We start from the raw sequence: 14,417 nt of genomic DNA, 5'->3' as shown, positions 1-14,417 counted from the left end.
GGGACTTGGAGTCACCGCCTTTTTTCAATTATACAGGGTCCTTCATATCCCATTTTACGGTCAGGACGACTTTATCCGCTCTCTTTTTTACCTGTTCATAAGATTCTGCAATCTGATCGTTCATCAATTGAATCTGTTCGGCTATAAAACCGGCTTCAAGCTGAAAACAAGGCTCTTTCTGATGTTTGAGCCTGCTGGATACGAGCGGTCCTTCCAGTTCAAATTCCAGTTCTTGTTTTTTTGATCCTGCGTTTGTCAAAGTTCCCCAGCCGGCTTTTTCAAAAAAGGCGGGGATTTCTTCCCACGATTGAAGAGGAAATTTGCGGGCGAGGCGTTTTCCCGCCCAATACATCATGGATGAATGTTCCGGGCCGAGGATATCCGGAAGCACGATTTCCCGGATTAATTCGTAGCCGTATGCGCTGACGTCGAGTTCAGTTAAAGGTTCTAAAGCTGCTTCATAATTATTCTTCATATTATGTATTCCCCTCTCTCCTTCGTTTATTATAGCTTAAACAGGGGGGAGGATTACAGGATGATCCTATAAAACACGCGAAAAAATGTGAGAAAGATATCGCAGGAAAATAAAATTTTCCCTCCAGATAATCAATTCCGAAAATTATAATTTATGTACACGTTTTCTTGACGCCCTTTTGAGGGAGGAGTAAAATGAAATTGTCAATAAATTTTAATAAAGTGCTTACAATTGAAACGAAGTGGGGGCAGAGATTTTAGTACATTTCGCACTTAAATCAAACAGGGGGTAAAGTAATGTCTGGGAACAGAGAGTTTTATTTTCGAAGATTGCATTCCTTGCTCGGTGTTATTCCGGTCGGCATCTTTTTGATCCAGCATTTAGTCGTCAACCAATTTGCCGCAAGGGGAGCGGATGCGTTTAACAAGGCGGCCGGCTTTATGGACAGTCTGCCGTTCAGGTATGCGTTAGAAATTTTTATTATTTTCTTACCTTTAATTTATCATGCGGTTTACGGTGTGTACATAGCATTTACTGCGAAAAACAACGCTGGCCACTACAGTTATTTCAGAAACTGGATGTTTGTGCTTCAGCGTGTCACTGGTATTCTCACCCTTATTTTCGTCAGCTGGCATGTGTGGCAGACGCGGATTGCCGCGCAGATGGGCGCTGAAGTCAACTTCGATATGATGGCGAATATTTTGAGCTCGCCGTTTATGCTCGGCTTTTACATTGTAGGCGTTTTATCGGTCATTTTTCACTTTTCAAACGGCTTATGGTCTTTTGCGGTCACATGGGGGATCACGGTCACGCCGCGTTCTCAAAGAATTTCGACTTACGTGACGCTGATTATATTTTTAGCGCTTTCATACGTAGGTTTAAAAGCGATTTTTGCGTTTGTGTAAGAGAACTAGATTACTAGAGGGAGAGGGGCTATCATGAGTCAATCAAGCATTATCGTAGTCGGCGGGGGTCTTGCCGGCCTCATGGCGACAATTAAAGCAGCGGAATCAGGCACGGCCGTTAAATTGTTTTCCATCGTTCCGGTCAAACGCTCTCACTCGGTCTGCGCGCAGGGCGGGATAAACGGAGCTGTCAACACAAAAGGGGAAGGAGACTCTCCGTTTGAGCATTTTGATGACACGGTATACGGAGGCGACTTTTTGGCAAACCAGCCTCCTGTAAAAGCGATGTGTGAAGCGGCGCCGTCCATTATCCACTTATTGGACCGCATGGGGGTTATGTTTAACAGAACGCCGGAAGGGCTCTTGGACTTCCGCCGTTTCGGGGGTACACAGCATCACAGAACCGCATACGCGGGAGCGACGACGGGTCAGCAGCTTCTTTACGCACTGGACGAGCAGGTGCGCAGATATGAAGTGGCGGGTCTCGTCACAAAATACGAAGGCTGGGAATTCCTCGGCGCCGTTCTTGACGATGAGCGCACGTGCCGCGGTATCGTAGCCCAAAATCTGACCAATATGCAAATCGAGTCATTCCGTTCTGACGCCGTTATTATGGCGACGGGAGGACCCGGAATCGTATTCGGAAAATCAACAAACAGCATGATCAACACGGGATCTGCCGCATCAATCGTTTATCAGCAGGGCGCTTATTATGCAAACGGCGAATTTATCCAAATTCACCCGACAGCAATCCCGGGGGACGATAAACTGCGTCTGATGAGTGAATCGGCGCGCGGCGAGGGCGGAAGAGTCTGGACGTACAAAGACGGAAAACCTTGGTACTTCCTTGAGGAAAAATATCCGGCATACGGAAACCTCGTGCCGCGGGATATTGCGACACGTGAAATCTTTGACGTGTGCGTGAATCAGAAACTCGGCATCAACGGTGAAAACATGGTGTATCTCGATCTGTCGCACAAAGATCCGAAAGAGCTTGACGTTAAGCTTGGCGGCATTATCGAAATCTATGAAAAATTCATGGGCGATGACCCGCGCAAGCTTCCGATGAAAATTTTCCCTGCCGTTCACTATTCAATGGGCGGACTGTGGGTTGATTATGATCAGATGACAAGCATCCGCGGACTGTTCGCGGCGGGAGAATGTGATTATTCAATGCACGGAGGAAACCGTTTAGGGGCGAACTCTCTGCTTTCCGCCATCTACGGAGGAATGGTGGCCGGACCGAATGCGGTGAAATATGTTTCCGGACTTGAAACATCAGCGGAAGACCTGTCTTCTTCATTATTTGATTCCTATGTGAAAAAAGAAGAAGAAAAATGGGCCGATATCATGAAGATGGACGGCGACGAAAATGCCTACGTGCTTCACCGTGAGCTCGGAGAATGGATGACGGCCAACGTCACGGTGGTCCGCCACAACGACAAGCTTTTGAAAACGGATGACAAAATCCAAGAGCTGATGGAACGCTTTAAGAAAATCAATATCAACGATACGACAAAATGGAGCAACCAAGGGGCGATGTTCACCCGCCAGTTCTCCAATATGCTTCAGCTTGCCAGAGTCATCACGCTCGGCGCATATAACCGAAATGAAAGCCGGGGAGCGCACTATAAACCGGATTTCCCTGAAAGAAATGACGATGAGTGGCTCAAAACGACGATGGCTAAACATGCCGGTCCGTTTGAAGCTCCGGAATTTGAATATCAGGATGTCGATGTATCACTGATTGCGCCCCGTAAACGCGACTACTCGAAGAAGAAGGTGGCGAAATAATCATGAGTGAGAAAAAGATACGGTTTATCATTACACGTCAGGATACGCCCGAAAGCGCGCCATACGATGAAGAATTCGAAATCAATTACCGCCCGAATCTGAACGTGATTTCCGCCCTGATGGAAATCCGCAGAAATCCCGTGAATGCAAAAGGAGAGAAAACCACTCCGGTCGCATGGGACATGAACTGTCTTGAAGAAGTATGCGGCGCCTGCTCCATGGTCATCAACGGGAGACCGCGCCAGTCATGTACGGCGCTGATTGATAAGCTGGAACAGCCGATCCGTCTGAAGCCGATGAAAACATTCCCGGTTGTCCGTGACCTTCAGGTTGACCGCAGCAGAATGTTTGATTCACTGAAAAAAGTGAAAGCATGGGTGCCGATTGACGGAACTTACGATTTGGGGCCGGGGCCGAGAATGCCGGAAAAACGCCGCCAGTGGGCATATGAATTGTCTAAATGCATGACATGCGGCGTCTGCCTCGAAGCCTGCCCGAACGTCAACAGCAAGTCGAAATTCATGGGGCCTGCCCCGATGTCACAAGTGCGTCTGTTTAACGCCCATCCGACCGGCGCGATGAACAAAGCAGAACGTTTAGAAGCGTTAATGACAGACGGCGGCCTCGGAGATTGCGGGAATTCACAAAACTGTGTGCAATCCTGCCCGAAAGGCATTCCGCTTACGACTTCAATCGCTGCTTTGAACAGAGATACCAATTTACAAGCATTCCGTAATTTCTTCGGAAGCGACAGAGTATAAGAAAGAGAAAAAGAGCCTCTTCCGTACGGGAGAGGTTTTTTTATAAGGAGCTGAAGATGATGAAACAACCGCAATATATTGATATTCCGTTTGAAGAATGGAGACAGTCGTTTTCTTTCTTTACTGAAGTATCGGTTCGTTTTTCAGAAACGGATATGTTCGGCCATATGAATAATGTAACCCCTTTCATCTATTTTGAAGAAGCACGGATCGCTTATTTTAAACAGCGAGGCATAACGGCGCAAAACTCGGAAACGATGACGGTCGTCGCAAGCCAGCAGTGCGACTATATGCGTCAGGTGATGCCGTATGAAAATCTGCGGATTTATGTGAAAGCAAGCGCTGCCGGAAATGCGTCCGTCACCCTTCATTACCTTGGAGAAAATGAGTCGGGCCTGCCGTGCTTTACAGGTTCCGTCGTTATGGTTCAAGTGTCGAAGAAAAGCGGCAAAGCGGTCAGCTGGACGGAGCGGGAGAAAGGCATTCTGCTCGCCTGAACGGATAACTATTTCTCTAAGAGACGTCACCTCCGAAGCGCCCTTTACATATGATATCTTGACTATATAAACCCATTCGTTTCAGATTCGCTCTCACCTTAGCAAGGAGGGTTACAATACTTGAAGGAGAAAGATTTTCAATCAAAGCCGCTGCTGACCAAAAGAGAAAGAGAAGTATTCGAATTGCTCGTTCAAGACAAGACAACAAAGGAAATTGCAAGCGAGCTATTTATCAGTGAAAAAACTGTACGGAATCACATTTCAAATGAGATGCATACCTGTTGCAAACAAAGAGCCTGAAAAGGCTCTTTTTATATGATCAGCCTGGCTTTGTTTAAGTACATATTTAAGCGGAGATACGCAAATGATTCAGGCACTTTGAATATGTCGGCAATGACTTGCGCCGCGAAGTATTGATTATGAGGGATTTCAATTTGCCGGAGCATAAATGTAGGAATGCAGAAATGATATGCAAAATAATTCGCCTGACACTCTAAGTATTCTTTCCAATAAATCGGCATGATCTTATCATTATTTTCATGTCTGAACTCGTGGCAGACCTCATGTGAAAAATCAAGCCATTGTTCTTTTCTGGACTTTCGGGAATCTAAAGAAATGGTGAACATTCCCTTGAAGCGCAGCGCAAAACTGGTTACCGGATTGTATACGATTAAAATATCCAGCGCATGAGCGATATGATCAAAATTAATGTCAGATGGATGGAGAATGTTTATTTCCCTATACAGCCTTTCAATCCAATCTTCCAGATGACTTTTTGTGTATACCAAGATGAACGCCCCCTTAAATGTGTGGAAATTAAAATGTGTACAATCTTCCTATGGTAAATGTGTCCAATAGCCTATTGAAAATTATGGATCAAACATATGTTCTATTTTAAGCGAAAAAGAAATGCCCCCGCAAGAGGGCAATTATTATTTTTCGTCCTTTTTCTTCGCATCCTCAAAACTAAGAATGTTGAAATCGATCCTTTTTTCTGTCCCGAGCTCATCAAATGTTTTGGAATCGGTCGGAGCTGGAATAATCATTTTAATATTTTTAATATCCTTTGAATTATCCTTTAAAACCCACCATGTCTGATCTTCTTTCTTTACTTTTCCTAAAAAGTCTCCGCCTACTTCGCCCATTAAGCCCATATCAGTTTCGACTTGTTCGCCTGTGTTTGTTACAATGACAGATTGATTCGGATGGAATGTAATATCCTTTGAAGAAGTGTTTTCGGCCTTCAATTCCATTACAACTGATCGTACCTTGTCTTGATCATTAAAATAAAGGGACTTGGCGTCTTCCGTTGGCGTAATCTCCAAGACTCTGACGCTTTCGATATACAGTTTCATATCACCCATTTTAACAGGCTTCAGTGGTGTGTCTTTTCCGTCAATACCTACTTCATCGCTGTACCCGATGCCAATAGTCTTTACATGTCCTAATCCTTCAATATCGCCTTCGCCTGTTTTTTGGAATTTGTCTTTAATTGCAGCGTCTTTTTTTGCTTGCTCTTTTTTCTTATCGACTTTTTCCACTACAACGGCTTTGACTTTAGGCATGGAGGTGCCTGATTCACGCCCCTCGTATGTACCATAGATTTTAACAGTATCTTGCAGTTTGAATTTGTCAGAGCTTTTATTGCTGACAGTGTAAGCCTCTGAACCATCACTGTTTTTGCTCACAGTGAACGCTACATTCTTTGAAACTGTCTTCCCGTCATCATCCACGTTATCTGCATATGTTACGTCACCTTCAATTACAATCTTGGTGCCCTTTTTTATTCCAGCGCTATTAACTTGAGCGTAATCATATGACTTTGCATCTTTTTTTAACTGGTCTTCTAAAGAAAGTGACTTTGTTTTATTCGAAGAGTCATCCCCTTTATAAGATGTTGAGTCAGAATTGCATGCAGCTAATGAAAAACTTAATGTTAAAGCCCCAATACCTAACAACCATTTTTTCAAAGCAATTTCCCCTTTTTATAGAAATGAATACACTTTATTTATATCGGCAGAAGCCAGGATTTTTTATTGTTTTCTCTGTATAAAAGCGGCAATTTTCTCTCTATATAAGCGCTTTTTAATGCGATTTAAGACCGTATTTTCCTCTGATTTTTTTGGTACTACTCTGGTATACCATTGGGACACGGGAGGGACACGATTGGGATACGGGATATTTCGCGAACCCTTGATAAACGTAAGTTTACACGCTTGTAATATTTAACATTGGGACACGGATTGGATTACATTAGTTTCCATTCGTTTTTGTTGGGTTTCTTCTATTAGATAACTAAATAACTAAAGATAACTAAAATAACAAAGACGTCGTTTTTTGATAAACAAAAGATCGGTTTATCAAGGTGATGAAATTATGTAATTATTTGTATCACTACAGACTAAAAAAAATCAACTTTCATCAGTTGGCTTGTCCGGCTTATATTTGTTGTTCCGAATATCCCCCGGTTTGCGGCCTGCCTCTAATTGCTGCGCAATAATCTTCTGTGCTGCCTTTAGGATAGAATCAGTGATCTTACCATCAGCAGCGGCAATTAATGTGTCGGGGTCTTCAAGGATTTTTCTTGCCTGCTCATTGAAGATTAAATCCTGAGTTTCCTTGCTTTCTCCCTTCAAGAGATAATCAGTAGTGACGCCATAATATTCAGCAAGCTTTATTAAAGTGTCATAATCAGGCTTTCTTTTATTTATTTCGTAATGAGCGTATGTGCCCCGTGAAATATCAAGGATTTCAGCTAACTTTCCCTGAGTAAGTTTTCTGGATTCCCTGAGCACTCTTAAACGATCACCTAGCATTTTCTTCCCTACTTTCTTTATGAACATTTGGAAAAGGTGCCTTCCACATATTCTTTTGTTTTCTTGAAACAATCCATGTAGGCACACGCAGGCACGTGCAGGCACGTGCAGGCACACACAGGCACACGCAGGCACATCCGTATTATAACGTAGCAAATTGCTACAATAAAAAAATGTAGCGAAAAAGTACAAAAAACACTTGATTGTAGCGAATGGCTACAGTATACTGTACATATCAAGTAGCAAAACGCTACAAAAGGAGGTGCGAAGATGAATCAACGGACTTGGTTGCTGCATATTCGAACCCAAGCTGAAATGACTCAAGAAGAAGTTGCTATGAAGGCAGATATAAAAAGGCCATACTATAGCCAAATTGAATCTGGAGCGAGAAGACCCAGTGTTCAGGTAGCGAAGAAGATATCCAAAGTTTTAAAGTTCGATTGGGCTCTTTTTTTTGAAAATGAATGTAGCGAAAAGCTACAAAGTGCTCATTCTGCTTAATTCCTTGGGTAGTCCATCTGTCCAACATGAATACACTGTCGTGAGGTGAGCGCAATGGCTAAACAAACAAAGACTAAAACAACGAACATCAAAATCGGCAAAGAGTATTACGGAACAATGGACAGAGAAGAATGCTTCCGTAAAGCTCTGGAACCGTATTTCACTTCAAAAAAAGACCTGAAGTTAAACGCTTAAAATTTTCTGCTTCACCTTTTTTTGGTGGACAAGCAAAGGAGGCCACAACAACATGAATCAACTGCAAAACTTCTCCCATAAGCAGTTTGGAGAGCTGCCAATCATTCAAATTAACAACAAAGACTATTTCGGCGCAACTGAAGCTGCTGAGGCACTCGGCTACGCAAATCCACATGACGCCATATCAAAACATTGCTTGGTAAGTGGGGTCGCGTTTCACGAGGTCACCGATTCAATGGATCGGACACAACAGAAAAAATTTATCAACGAAGGAAATTTGTATCGGCTGATCGTAAAATCAAGGCTTCCCGCCGCAACTCAGTTCGAATCATGGGTGTTTGATGACTTGTTACCAACATTACGCAAAACAGGCCAGTACGGCGGACCGAGAGTATTATCCGATGAAGAACAGCGAATCGAATCGCTAAAACTCACTTTAAGTACAGCAGAACAACAGCAAAAAATGCAAAAAGTGTTGTTCCATCATGAAAAACAGATCGGTGAGCTCAGTCAAAAAGTGGACGAGCAAATCACCCTGGATTCCGGAGAACAGCGCCGGTTTCAAAAAGTAGTCGCGCGCCGGGTTTATAGCATCACGGAAGGTAAGGAAGAAGCGGCCAGGCTTTTCAGAGAAATACACCGTGAGATAAAAGACCGGTTCGGCGTTGCAAGCTACAAAGACATAAAGCGCCGGGAGCTGTTATCCGCAATCAAATATATAGAAAATTGGATTCCTCGGAAGGTTTCCTAAATCCTTTCGAGTTCCTTCATTAATTAAATTTTACCAGTGAACAACTGGATATATCAGGAGGCAAACATATGGAGAACAACCCATACAATTTGCATAATCTACCCCGGATCATGCGTAGTGTTCGCAAAGCGGCAGGGCTTGCACAATACCAGATCGGTAATTTGATAGGCGGGAAGGATCAGCGGTATGTTTCAGACGTTGAAAATGGATTCAGCAAGCTTACTCCGGAATTATGCATCAAGTGGTTTGAAGCGTGCGGCGCATACGAACATATTGATCTCGTACATTACCTCTTCAAACTGCATCCGACAGCGGCGGCGCCAATTGACCCGGCTCTTAACGAGAGCGCAAGCGCGGCGGTAATTAACATGATCCATCAGCTTGAAGAAGCATTGCAAGCAACACGGCAGTTATCGCGCTGGCTGGCGAACGATAGGCCGGGCCGACAGTCGGAAGAACTGCCAATGGCTGATATTAAGCAGATTTTCGATCTTATCCCGGCAAACAAAACGTTGATATATTCGCTGGTCCGCAGTCATGGTTTGAATATGAAGGACCTGGCCGACAGGTGGACGCGTAAGGCGCTAATGAGTCAGGTTGCAATGGCAAAACAAGAGGGAAGGCAGGCGGTGCTGGTGTGATTGATGACAAAGTGCTGGTTAAGCGGCGTAACGCGGCCAAATTAGAAATGATAGTGATTGAAGAATATTCGAAAATTCTCAGCAAATCTTTAATAAGCGGTGACCTTGAACAAGCAGATAAAGCATATGCGAGGATGCAACAAGCAAGCGCGAGACTGGAAGATTATAAGGCCGAAAAAAGAGAGTTTCTTCGGATGGTACAACCAGTTAAGTATATGAGTCCTGCAACTGCTCAGGAATTTCAAAGGAGGTTTTTGGTTGATGCAGCATATTGAAAATCCGATGGTTCTGAACAACTGGCATGACAAGGCGACTGAACTGGAAACAAAAAAGGACTTTTTCGGGGACGAAGTAACGTCAGCAGATAATTATGTAATCGACTGCGGCGAGATAATTCTACAAGACAATCTCAAACGCTACTTAAAGGAGCAACTTGGATTTAAATTTCATTCAGCACAATAAAAAAAGCCCACTTTGCAGAGTGGACTTCAAAAGGTCTTTTGGTAAAGAAATGTTCCTTTAATTATACCAAATTACCTGTCTAAAAACAATTAGAAATCGGGGGAAATAACAATGATCAAATTAAACCTTGAAAACAATATCGGTAAAAAAGCGAATTTTGAAGCTGACAGTTTAACAGCTCGGGAAGCAGGCTCAATTATCCATCAAATTATTACTTACATGAATGCCGATGAAATGCCTGGCCGCATCCGTCCCGAACAAATATCTACGGCAGCCCGTCAAACAGCAGAGTCTATTACTGCTATTCCTCAAAAGGATGACGTAGAAAAAAACACCGATAAGGCAGGCGCGGCAGATGCGAGAGAGGCAACAAATACAGTGACAAATCGGCTTGCTGAAAAAGCTGAACCTGCCGAAAAAATCAATTCAAGACCAAGACAGGTTCAATTGTTGAACAGTGAACGCCGTTTGGCGACGCCAATTGTTTTCCCTACAAACGACAAGGGGGAGCGTGAAAAGTGGAAAACAAGATTTTCGTGCCCTTCATGTGGATTAAGTGAAACAAAACACGTCCCCCAAGGATTCCGTTTTACACCATGTGATAACTGCGGAACGCGTGTTCAAATCAAACCTGCAAACGATGCGTGGGGGCAGGAAGATTCAGAGGGATTCGTATACAGAGCCAATAACTTCTACGAGGAAAAAAAGGAGGGAAGATACGATGCCTAAACCAGTAACAGCATCTTTCAGTGACCGGGTGGACGATCAGAAGCGCCTGAGAGAAGTCGGCGGCTCAATCATGTTCAGTAAGGGAAAACCGGTATTTTCCTTCCCATCAATGGACGCATACCGAGAATGGCAGCGGCTTGGTGCGGAAGCATACAAAAGAAAGGTAGGGATTATTTAATGCAAGCAGAGGTTTTCGCTTCGACAGCGGACATGAGTCGGGACGAATGGCTTCTTGAGCGACGGAAGGGCATCGGCGGTTCAGATGCCTCCGTAATCTTGGGGTTAAACAAATGGAGAACCGCATTTGAATTATGGCTGGACAAAACGGGACAAGTCCCGGTCAGTGAGTCAGCCAGTGAGGCGGCTTACTTCGGCTCAATCCTTGAGGACATTGTCGCAAAAGAATTTGAAGTACGGAGCGGGAAAAAAGTTAGGCGTAAAAAGTCCATGCTGAAGCATCCTGAACATGATTTCATTTTGGCGAATGTTGACCGAATGATCGTTGGCGAAAAAGCCATATTGGAGTGCAAAACCACGTCAGCATACAACTTGAAAGAATGGGAGAATGACGAGATCCCTGCTGACTATATTGTTCAGGTCCAGCACTATCTTGGCGTGCTTGGTCCCCAGTATAAAAAAGCATACTTTGCTGTTCTGATAGGCGGCAATAAATTCGTCTGGAAAGAAATTGAGCGGGATGATGAATTAATCGAAATGATATTCACTGCCGAAGTCGAGTTTTGGAATACTGCGGTGTTGGGTGGGGTTGCTCCCGCATTGGACGGATCAAGCGCAGCAGAAGAATATCTGAAAAAACGGTATGCGGAAACGGAAAGCAACAAGGTTATTGATCTTACCGCGGTAAACCGTGAACGGATAAAGCAGTATTTGCAATTAAAGGAAAGCATCGCTGAATTGCAATTGCAGGCGAAAGAATTAGAAAACCAAATCAAGCACGAAATGAAGGAAGCAGAATACGGATTCATTGGAAACTATCAGACTAGCTGGAAACCGGTTGTAACTAACCGGATCGACACTAATAAACTGAAAGAGCAGTTTCCAGATGTATATGAGAAAGTCACAAAAGAAGTGCAATACAGACGCTTTGGAATTAAGGAGGTTAGCTAAATATGGCTACAAATGAATCACTTAAAAATAACATTCAAAAACAAAATAACGTGCCAGGGCAGCCGCAGGGAACAACGATGAAGGGCCTGCTTTCTTCACCTGCTGTAATCAATCGGTTTGAAACGGTCTTAGGGAAAAGGGCGCCCCAGTTCACTGCATCCATTCTGAGTCTGTACACAAGCGAGAAGATGCTTCAGAAGGCAGAGCCAATGTCTGTTATCTCTGCGGCTATGGTGGCGGCTACGCTTGATCTACCGGTTGATAAAAATTTAGGCTATGCGTGGATAGTTCCGTATAGCGGCAAAGCGCAATTCCAGCTTGGATACAAAGGATATATCCAGCTTGCGTTGCGGACAGGTCAATACAAATCTATTAACTGCATAGCAATTCACGAGGGTGAGCTTCAGAAGTGGAATCCGTTAACAGAAGAAATCGAAATTGATTTTGAAAAGCGAGCATCTGAGAAAGTGGAGGGCTACGCCGCCTACTTCGAATTACTGAACGGTTTCAGCAAAACAGTCTACTGGACAAAAGCGCAAGTAGAGAAACACAAAAAGAAATTCAGTAAATCAGATTTTGGATGGGGTAAGGATTGGGATGCAATGGCGCTTAAAACCGTTCTGAAATCTATGCTTAGTAAATGGGGGATTCTCTCAGTTGAAATGCAGAAGGCAGTTATAGAGGATGACGAGGAACGTGAGCGGGTTGATATTACTGACGAAATGGCAGAGCCGGAAATCATTGATGTCGAAGTGTCAGAAGAAAAGCCAAGCGCGCAGGATGTCGATCCCTTTGACGGTAAGCCTGTAGACATTAGCGAAAATGACCTGCCATTTGATTGAGGTTAGCATACCCTTCTGTTACAAGTGGATGACAGAAGGGGCGCCTAATCGGGCGCAACTGTTCCGTGATTATGTTCAGGGTTATATCCGAACAAATGAACCGGGCTTGCGTTTAGTCCGCATCAGCGGCATGACAGCACTGTGTGAAAGGAAGTAGGTGAGCGGCTTGGAAATGAAAGGCATGGGGTATGTTATTCAGCCCCGCCAGCAGTTTGCAAATAGGCGCGAAAAGATTCTTTATATGTGTTTGCTCGAAGAGGCCGTTTTCGCTCCCGTTGGATCATTAAAAACAGGTGAAGCAATGATTAATGTGGCGGAGCTTGCGAGGGACCTATCTATTGATCTTAAAAAAATGCGGTACTCTCTCGGCAAACTTGAGACAGCAGGATTGATCAAAACAAGACGAATGAAGCAGAACAAAGCAACTATTATCACGATTGTTGATTATGAGAAGCTTCAAAACATAAAGAATTACGGAAAGAAAGCAGATTCATTTCCGCCAGTGGAAACCGGGGATTCGGAACAAGAACATAAAAAGGGTGAGGACATGCAAGACCAAGGTAAATTCAAAAACATTCCTGATTACGCTGATCACTTAATGCCGCAACAGATCAGCAACGAAGACACATTGAAGGACGCATTAAGTGCAGCAGAATTAAAAAATATGAATCTGGCGAGTGAAAAAGAAATTGAAAAATTCGCTGACATGGTTATTAAAATGGGCGCGCTTCCGGAAGGCATCAAAAAAGGCATACTCGTTCAATATCTTGACTGCATCCGGCTTACACGTTCACATTGCAAAATTTCCGCGAAGTTGCTTGCGAACCATATTGAAAAAATGAGTAAGTACAGCGTCGATCAGCTTCATTACGCTATGTGGGAGCATGCCGAGAAATACGACGACCGCAAAGAAGCGTACACACTCGGTATTCTGCGGGGAACGAGTGACCATAAAGCGCGGCAGGGACTTATGAAATTAATGAACCGGGGAGGACGAGGAAATCATGAACAGTTTAGCAACCGCCCTAAAGCAGTTGGAGAAAGCCAATCCACATCTAGCGCAGAAGTTGAAAGACTCGAAGCGCTTGCCCGTGAAAAGGGCCTCTCAGGAAAGATACGAGACACTCACTGTGATTTCTGAGGAAAACTGCATTTATAAACAATGCGACGGCTCAGGGCTCATATGGGTGAAGGATCACAAAGAAAACACTGAGTTTATGAAAGAGTGCCCTTGTAAAGCTGTTAAGGCGCTAGAAAATAAACTGCTCAGCGCCCGGCTGCCGGAAGAATTTAAGGATGTCACTTTAAACTCTTTTGAAATTGATGTTTACGATCAGGATATTTCTAAAGAGCGGGCAGCCAATGCCAAAAGGGCCTCAAAAAACTATGTGCTTAAATTCGATATGATGCGCGAGCAAGGAAAAGGACTTTATTTCCACAGTCATGAGAAGGGCAGCGGGAAGACGCGGCTTGCTGCAAGTATCCTACAGGCCATCATAAAAATGCATGATAAGCCGGAAAGCCCTATGAAGATTCTTTATTCGTCTACTGCTGATCTAATCGGTGAAATCAAAAAAACCTTTGATGGAGAATCAAAGGTGAAAAGCTCGGACATTATCGAGGCTGTCAAAACGGCTGATCTTGCCATTTTGGACGATATAGGCGTTGAGAAAGTCAGCGATTGGGTTGAGGAAACGTTCACACGCATTCTTGATTACAGACTGCAAAATAAGAAACCGACCATCTTCACAAGTAATCTGAGCATTGATGAATTAGACCTTAAATATCCTGAAGGGCGTATCAGCAGCCGGATTGAGAAAATGACATTTCCAATTCGTATGCCAGATGAAAAAATCAGGAGCAAAAAAGCCAAGCAGGAAAATGATCTACTGCTCCAATCACTATACGAATAGGAGATTG

Annotated in this window: 21 protein-coding genes; 17 read left to right on the top strand and 4 right to left on the bottom strand. The window is 43.9% G+C overall.

The window, feature by feature from the left end; genetic code table 11:
• Window positions 1-28: 28 nt before the first annotated feature.
• Window positions 29-475, bottom strand: coding sequence for a YslB family protein (locus RUW00_RS17430; protein ID WP_007612940.1), 447 nt, complete (start codon window positions 473-475; stop codon window positions 29-31).
• Window positions 476-771: 296 nt separating this feature from the next.
• On the opposite strand from RUW00_RS17430, the gene sdhC reads away from it, so the two are divergent.
• From sdhC to RUW00_RS17405, 5 genes are all read left to right on the top strand, one after another.
• Window positions 772-1,380: a succinate dehydrogenase cytochrome B558 gene (gene sdhC, locus RUW00_RS17425; protein ID WP_003152571.1), complete on the top strand. Its 609-nt coding sequence runs from the start codon at window positions 772-774 to the stop codon at window positions 1,378-1,380.
• Between the two features lie 33 nt (window positions 1,381-1,413).
• The gene (gene sdhA / locus RUW00_RS17420) at window positions 1,414-3,174 is read left to right on the top strand and encodes a succinate dehydrogenase flavoprotein subunit (RefSeq protein ID WP_003152573.1); all 1,761 of its coding nucleotides are present in this window, start codon (window positions 1,414-1,416) and stop codon (window positions 3,172-3,174) included.
• 2 nt (window positions 3,175-3,176) lie between these two features.
• On the top strand, window positions 3,177-3,935 hold the full coding sequence (sdhB, locus tag RUW00_RS17415; protein ID WP_003152575.1) for a succinate dehydrogenase iron-sulfur subunit: 759 nt from the start codon (window positions 3,177-3,179) through the stop codon (window positions 3,933-3,935).
• A gap of 59 nt (window positions 3,936-3,994) precedes the next feature.
• The gene (locus RUW00_RS17410; protein WP_012118126.1) at window positions 3,995-4,432 is read left to right on the top strand and encodes an acyl-CoA thioesterase; all 438 of its coding nucleotides are present in this window, start codon (window positions 3,995-3,997) and stop codon (window positions 4,430-4,432) included.
• 120 nt (window positions 4,433-4,552) lie between these two features.
• Window positions 4,553-4,732: a helix-turn-helix domain-containing protein gene (locus RUW00_RS17405; RefSeq protein ID WP_016938666.1), complete on the top strand. Its 180-nt coding sequence runs from the start codon at window positions 4,553-4,555 to the stop codon at window positions 4,730-4,732.
• A gap of 11 nt (window positions 4,733-4,743) precedes the next feature.
• Here RUW00_RS17405 and RUW00_RS17400 read toward each other — a convergent pair whose 3' ends face one another.
• The 3 genes from RUW00_RS17400 to RUW00_RS17390 form a co-directional block, all read right to left on the bottom strand.
• Window positions 4,744-5,220, bottom strand: a complete 477-nt coding sequence (locus tag RUW00_RS17400; protein ID WP_016938667.1) for an ImmA/IrrE family metallo-endopeptidase — start codon at window positions 5,218-5,220, stop codon at window positions 4,744-4,746.
• A 144-nt stretch (window positions 5,221-5,364) separates the two neighbouring features.
• Complete coding sequence (locus tag RUW00_RS17395; protein ID WP_315956712.1) at window positions 5,365-6,402, bottom strand: hypothetical protein; 1,038 nt, start codon at window positions 6,400-6,402, stop codon at window positions 5,365-5,367.
• Window positions 6,403-6,843: 441 nt separating this feature from the next.
• The gene (locus tag RUW00_RS17390; protein WP_315956711.1) at window positions 6,844-7,248 is read right to left on the bottom strand and encodes a helix-turn-helix domain-containing protein; all 405 of its coding nucleotides are present in this window, start codon (window positions 7,246-7,248) and stop codon (window positions 6,844-6,846) included.
• Window positions 7,249-7,518: 270 nt separating this feature from the next.
• Between RUW00_RS17390 and RUW00_RS17385 the strand changes: the two genes are divergently transcribed.
• From RUW00_RS17385 to RUW00_RS17330, 12 genes are all read left to right on the top strand, one after another.
• Window positions 7,519-7,749, top strand: coding sequence for a helix-turn-helix transcriptional regulator (locus RUW00_RS17385; protein WP_315956710.1), 231 nt, complete (start codon window positions 7,519-7,521; stop codon window positions 7,747-7,749).
• Between the two features lie 54 nt (window positions 7,750-7,803).
• Window positions 7,804-7,944, top strand: coding sequence for a hypothetical protein (locus RUW00_RS17380; RefSeq protein WP_016938671.1), 141 nt, complete (start codon window positions 7,804-7,806; stop codon window positions 7,942-7,944).
• Window positions 7,945-7,996: 52 nt separating this feature from the next.
• Window positions 7,997-8,695, top strand: a complete 699-nt coding sequence (locus tag RUW00_RS17375) for a BRO family protein (RefSeq protein WP_127010347.1) — start codon at window positions 7,997-7,999, stop codon at window positions 8,693-8,695.
• Between the two features lie 68 nt (window positions 8,696-8,763).
• Window positions 8,764-9,336, top strand: coding sequence for a helix-turn-helix domain-containing protein (locus RUW00_RS17370; protein WP_127010345.1), 573 nt, complete (start codon window positions 8,764-8,766; stop codon window positions 9,334-9,336).
• Complete coding sequence (locus RUW00_RS17365) at window positions 9,333-9,611, top strand: hypothetical protein (RefSeq protein ID WP_315956709.1); 279 nt, start codon at window positions 9,333-9,335, stop codon at window positions 9,609-9,611. The genes RUW00_RS17370 and RUW00_RS17365 overlap by 4 nt, the downstream gene beginning before the upstream one ends.
• Window positions 9,598-9,798 carry a YqaI family protein gene (locus RUW00_RS17360; protein ID WP_315956708.1) on the top strand — a complete coding sequence of 67 codons (201 nt, stop codon included), beginning with the start codon at window positions 9,598-9,600 and terminating at the stop codon, window positions 9,796-9,798. The genes RUW00_RS17365 and RUW00_RS17360 overlap by 14 nt, the downstream gene beginning before the upstream one ends.
• A gap of 111 nt (window positions 9,799-9,909) precedes the next feature.
• Window positions 9,910-10,527, top strand: a complete 618-nt coding sequence (locus tag RUW00_RS17355) for a hypothetical protein (protein WP_315956707.1) — start codon at window positions 9,910-9,912, stop codon at window positions 10,525-10,527.
• Entirely contained in the window at window positions 10,520-10,705 is a 186-nt protein-coding gene (locus RUW00_RS17350) for a hypothetical protein (protein WP_103041985.1), read from the top strand. The genes RUW00_RS17355 and RUW00_RS17350 overlap by 8 nt, the downstream gene beginning before the upstream one ends.
• The gene (locus tag RUW00_RS17345) at window positions 10,705-11,655 is read left to right on the top strand and encodes a YqaJ viral recombinase family nuclease (protein ID WP_315956706.1); all 951 of its coding nucleotides are present in this window, start codon (window positions 10,705-10,707) and stop codon (window positions 11,653-11,655) included. Before RUW00_RS17350 ends, RUW00_RS17345 begins: the two co-directional genes overlap by 1 nt.
• Before the next feature lie 2 nt (window positions 11,656-11,657).
• Window positions 11,658-12,497: a recombinase RecT gene (locus RUW00_RS17340; RefSeq protein WP_315956705.1), complete on the top strand. Its 840-nt coding sequence runs from the start codon at window positions 11,658-11,660 to the stop codon at window positions 12,495-12,497.
• A 166-nt stretch (window positions 12,498-12,663) separates the two neighbouring features.
• Entirely contained in the window at window positions 12,664-13,638 is a 975-nt protein-coding gene (locus RUW00_RS17335) for a hypothetical protein (RefSeq protein WP_315956704.1), read from the top strand.
• Window positions 13,628-14,410 (top strand): ATP-binding protein, encoded by a 783-nt coding sequence (locus RUW00_RS17330; protein WP_175291452.1) that lies wholly within the window; start codon window positions 13,628-13,630, stop codon window positions 14,408-14,410. Before RUW00_RS17335 ends, RUW00_RS17330 begins: the two co-directional genes overlap by 11 nt.
• Window positions 14,411-14,417 lie beyond the last annotated feature (7 nt).

Origin of the sequence: Bacillus sp. IS1, assembly GCF_032461585.1 — a bacterium.
Taxonomy (GTDB): domain Bacteria; phylum Bacillota; class Bacilli; order Bacillales; family Bacillaceae; genus Bacillus; species Bacillus velezensis.
The sequence above is the reverse complement of the archived record's forward strand: the minus strand, read 5'-3'. Positions and strand labels throughout refer to the sequence as shown.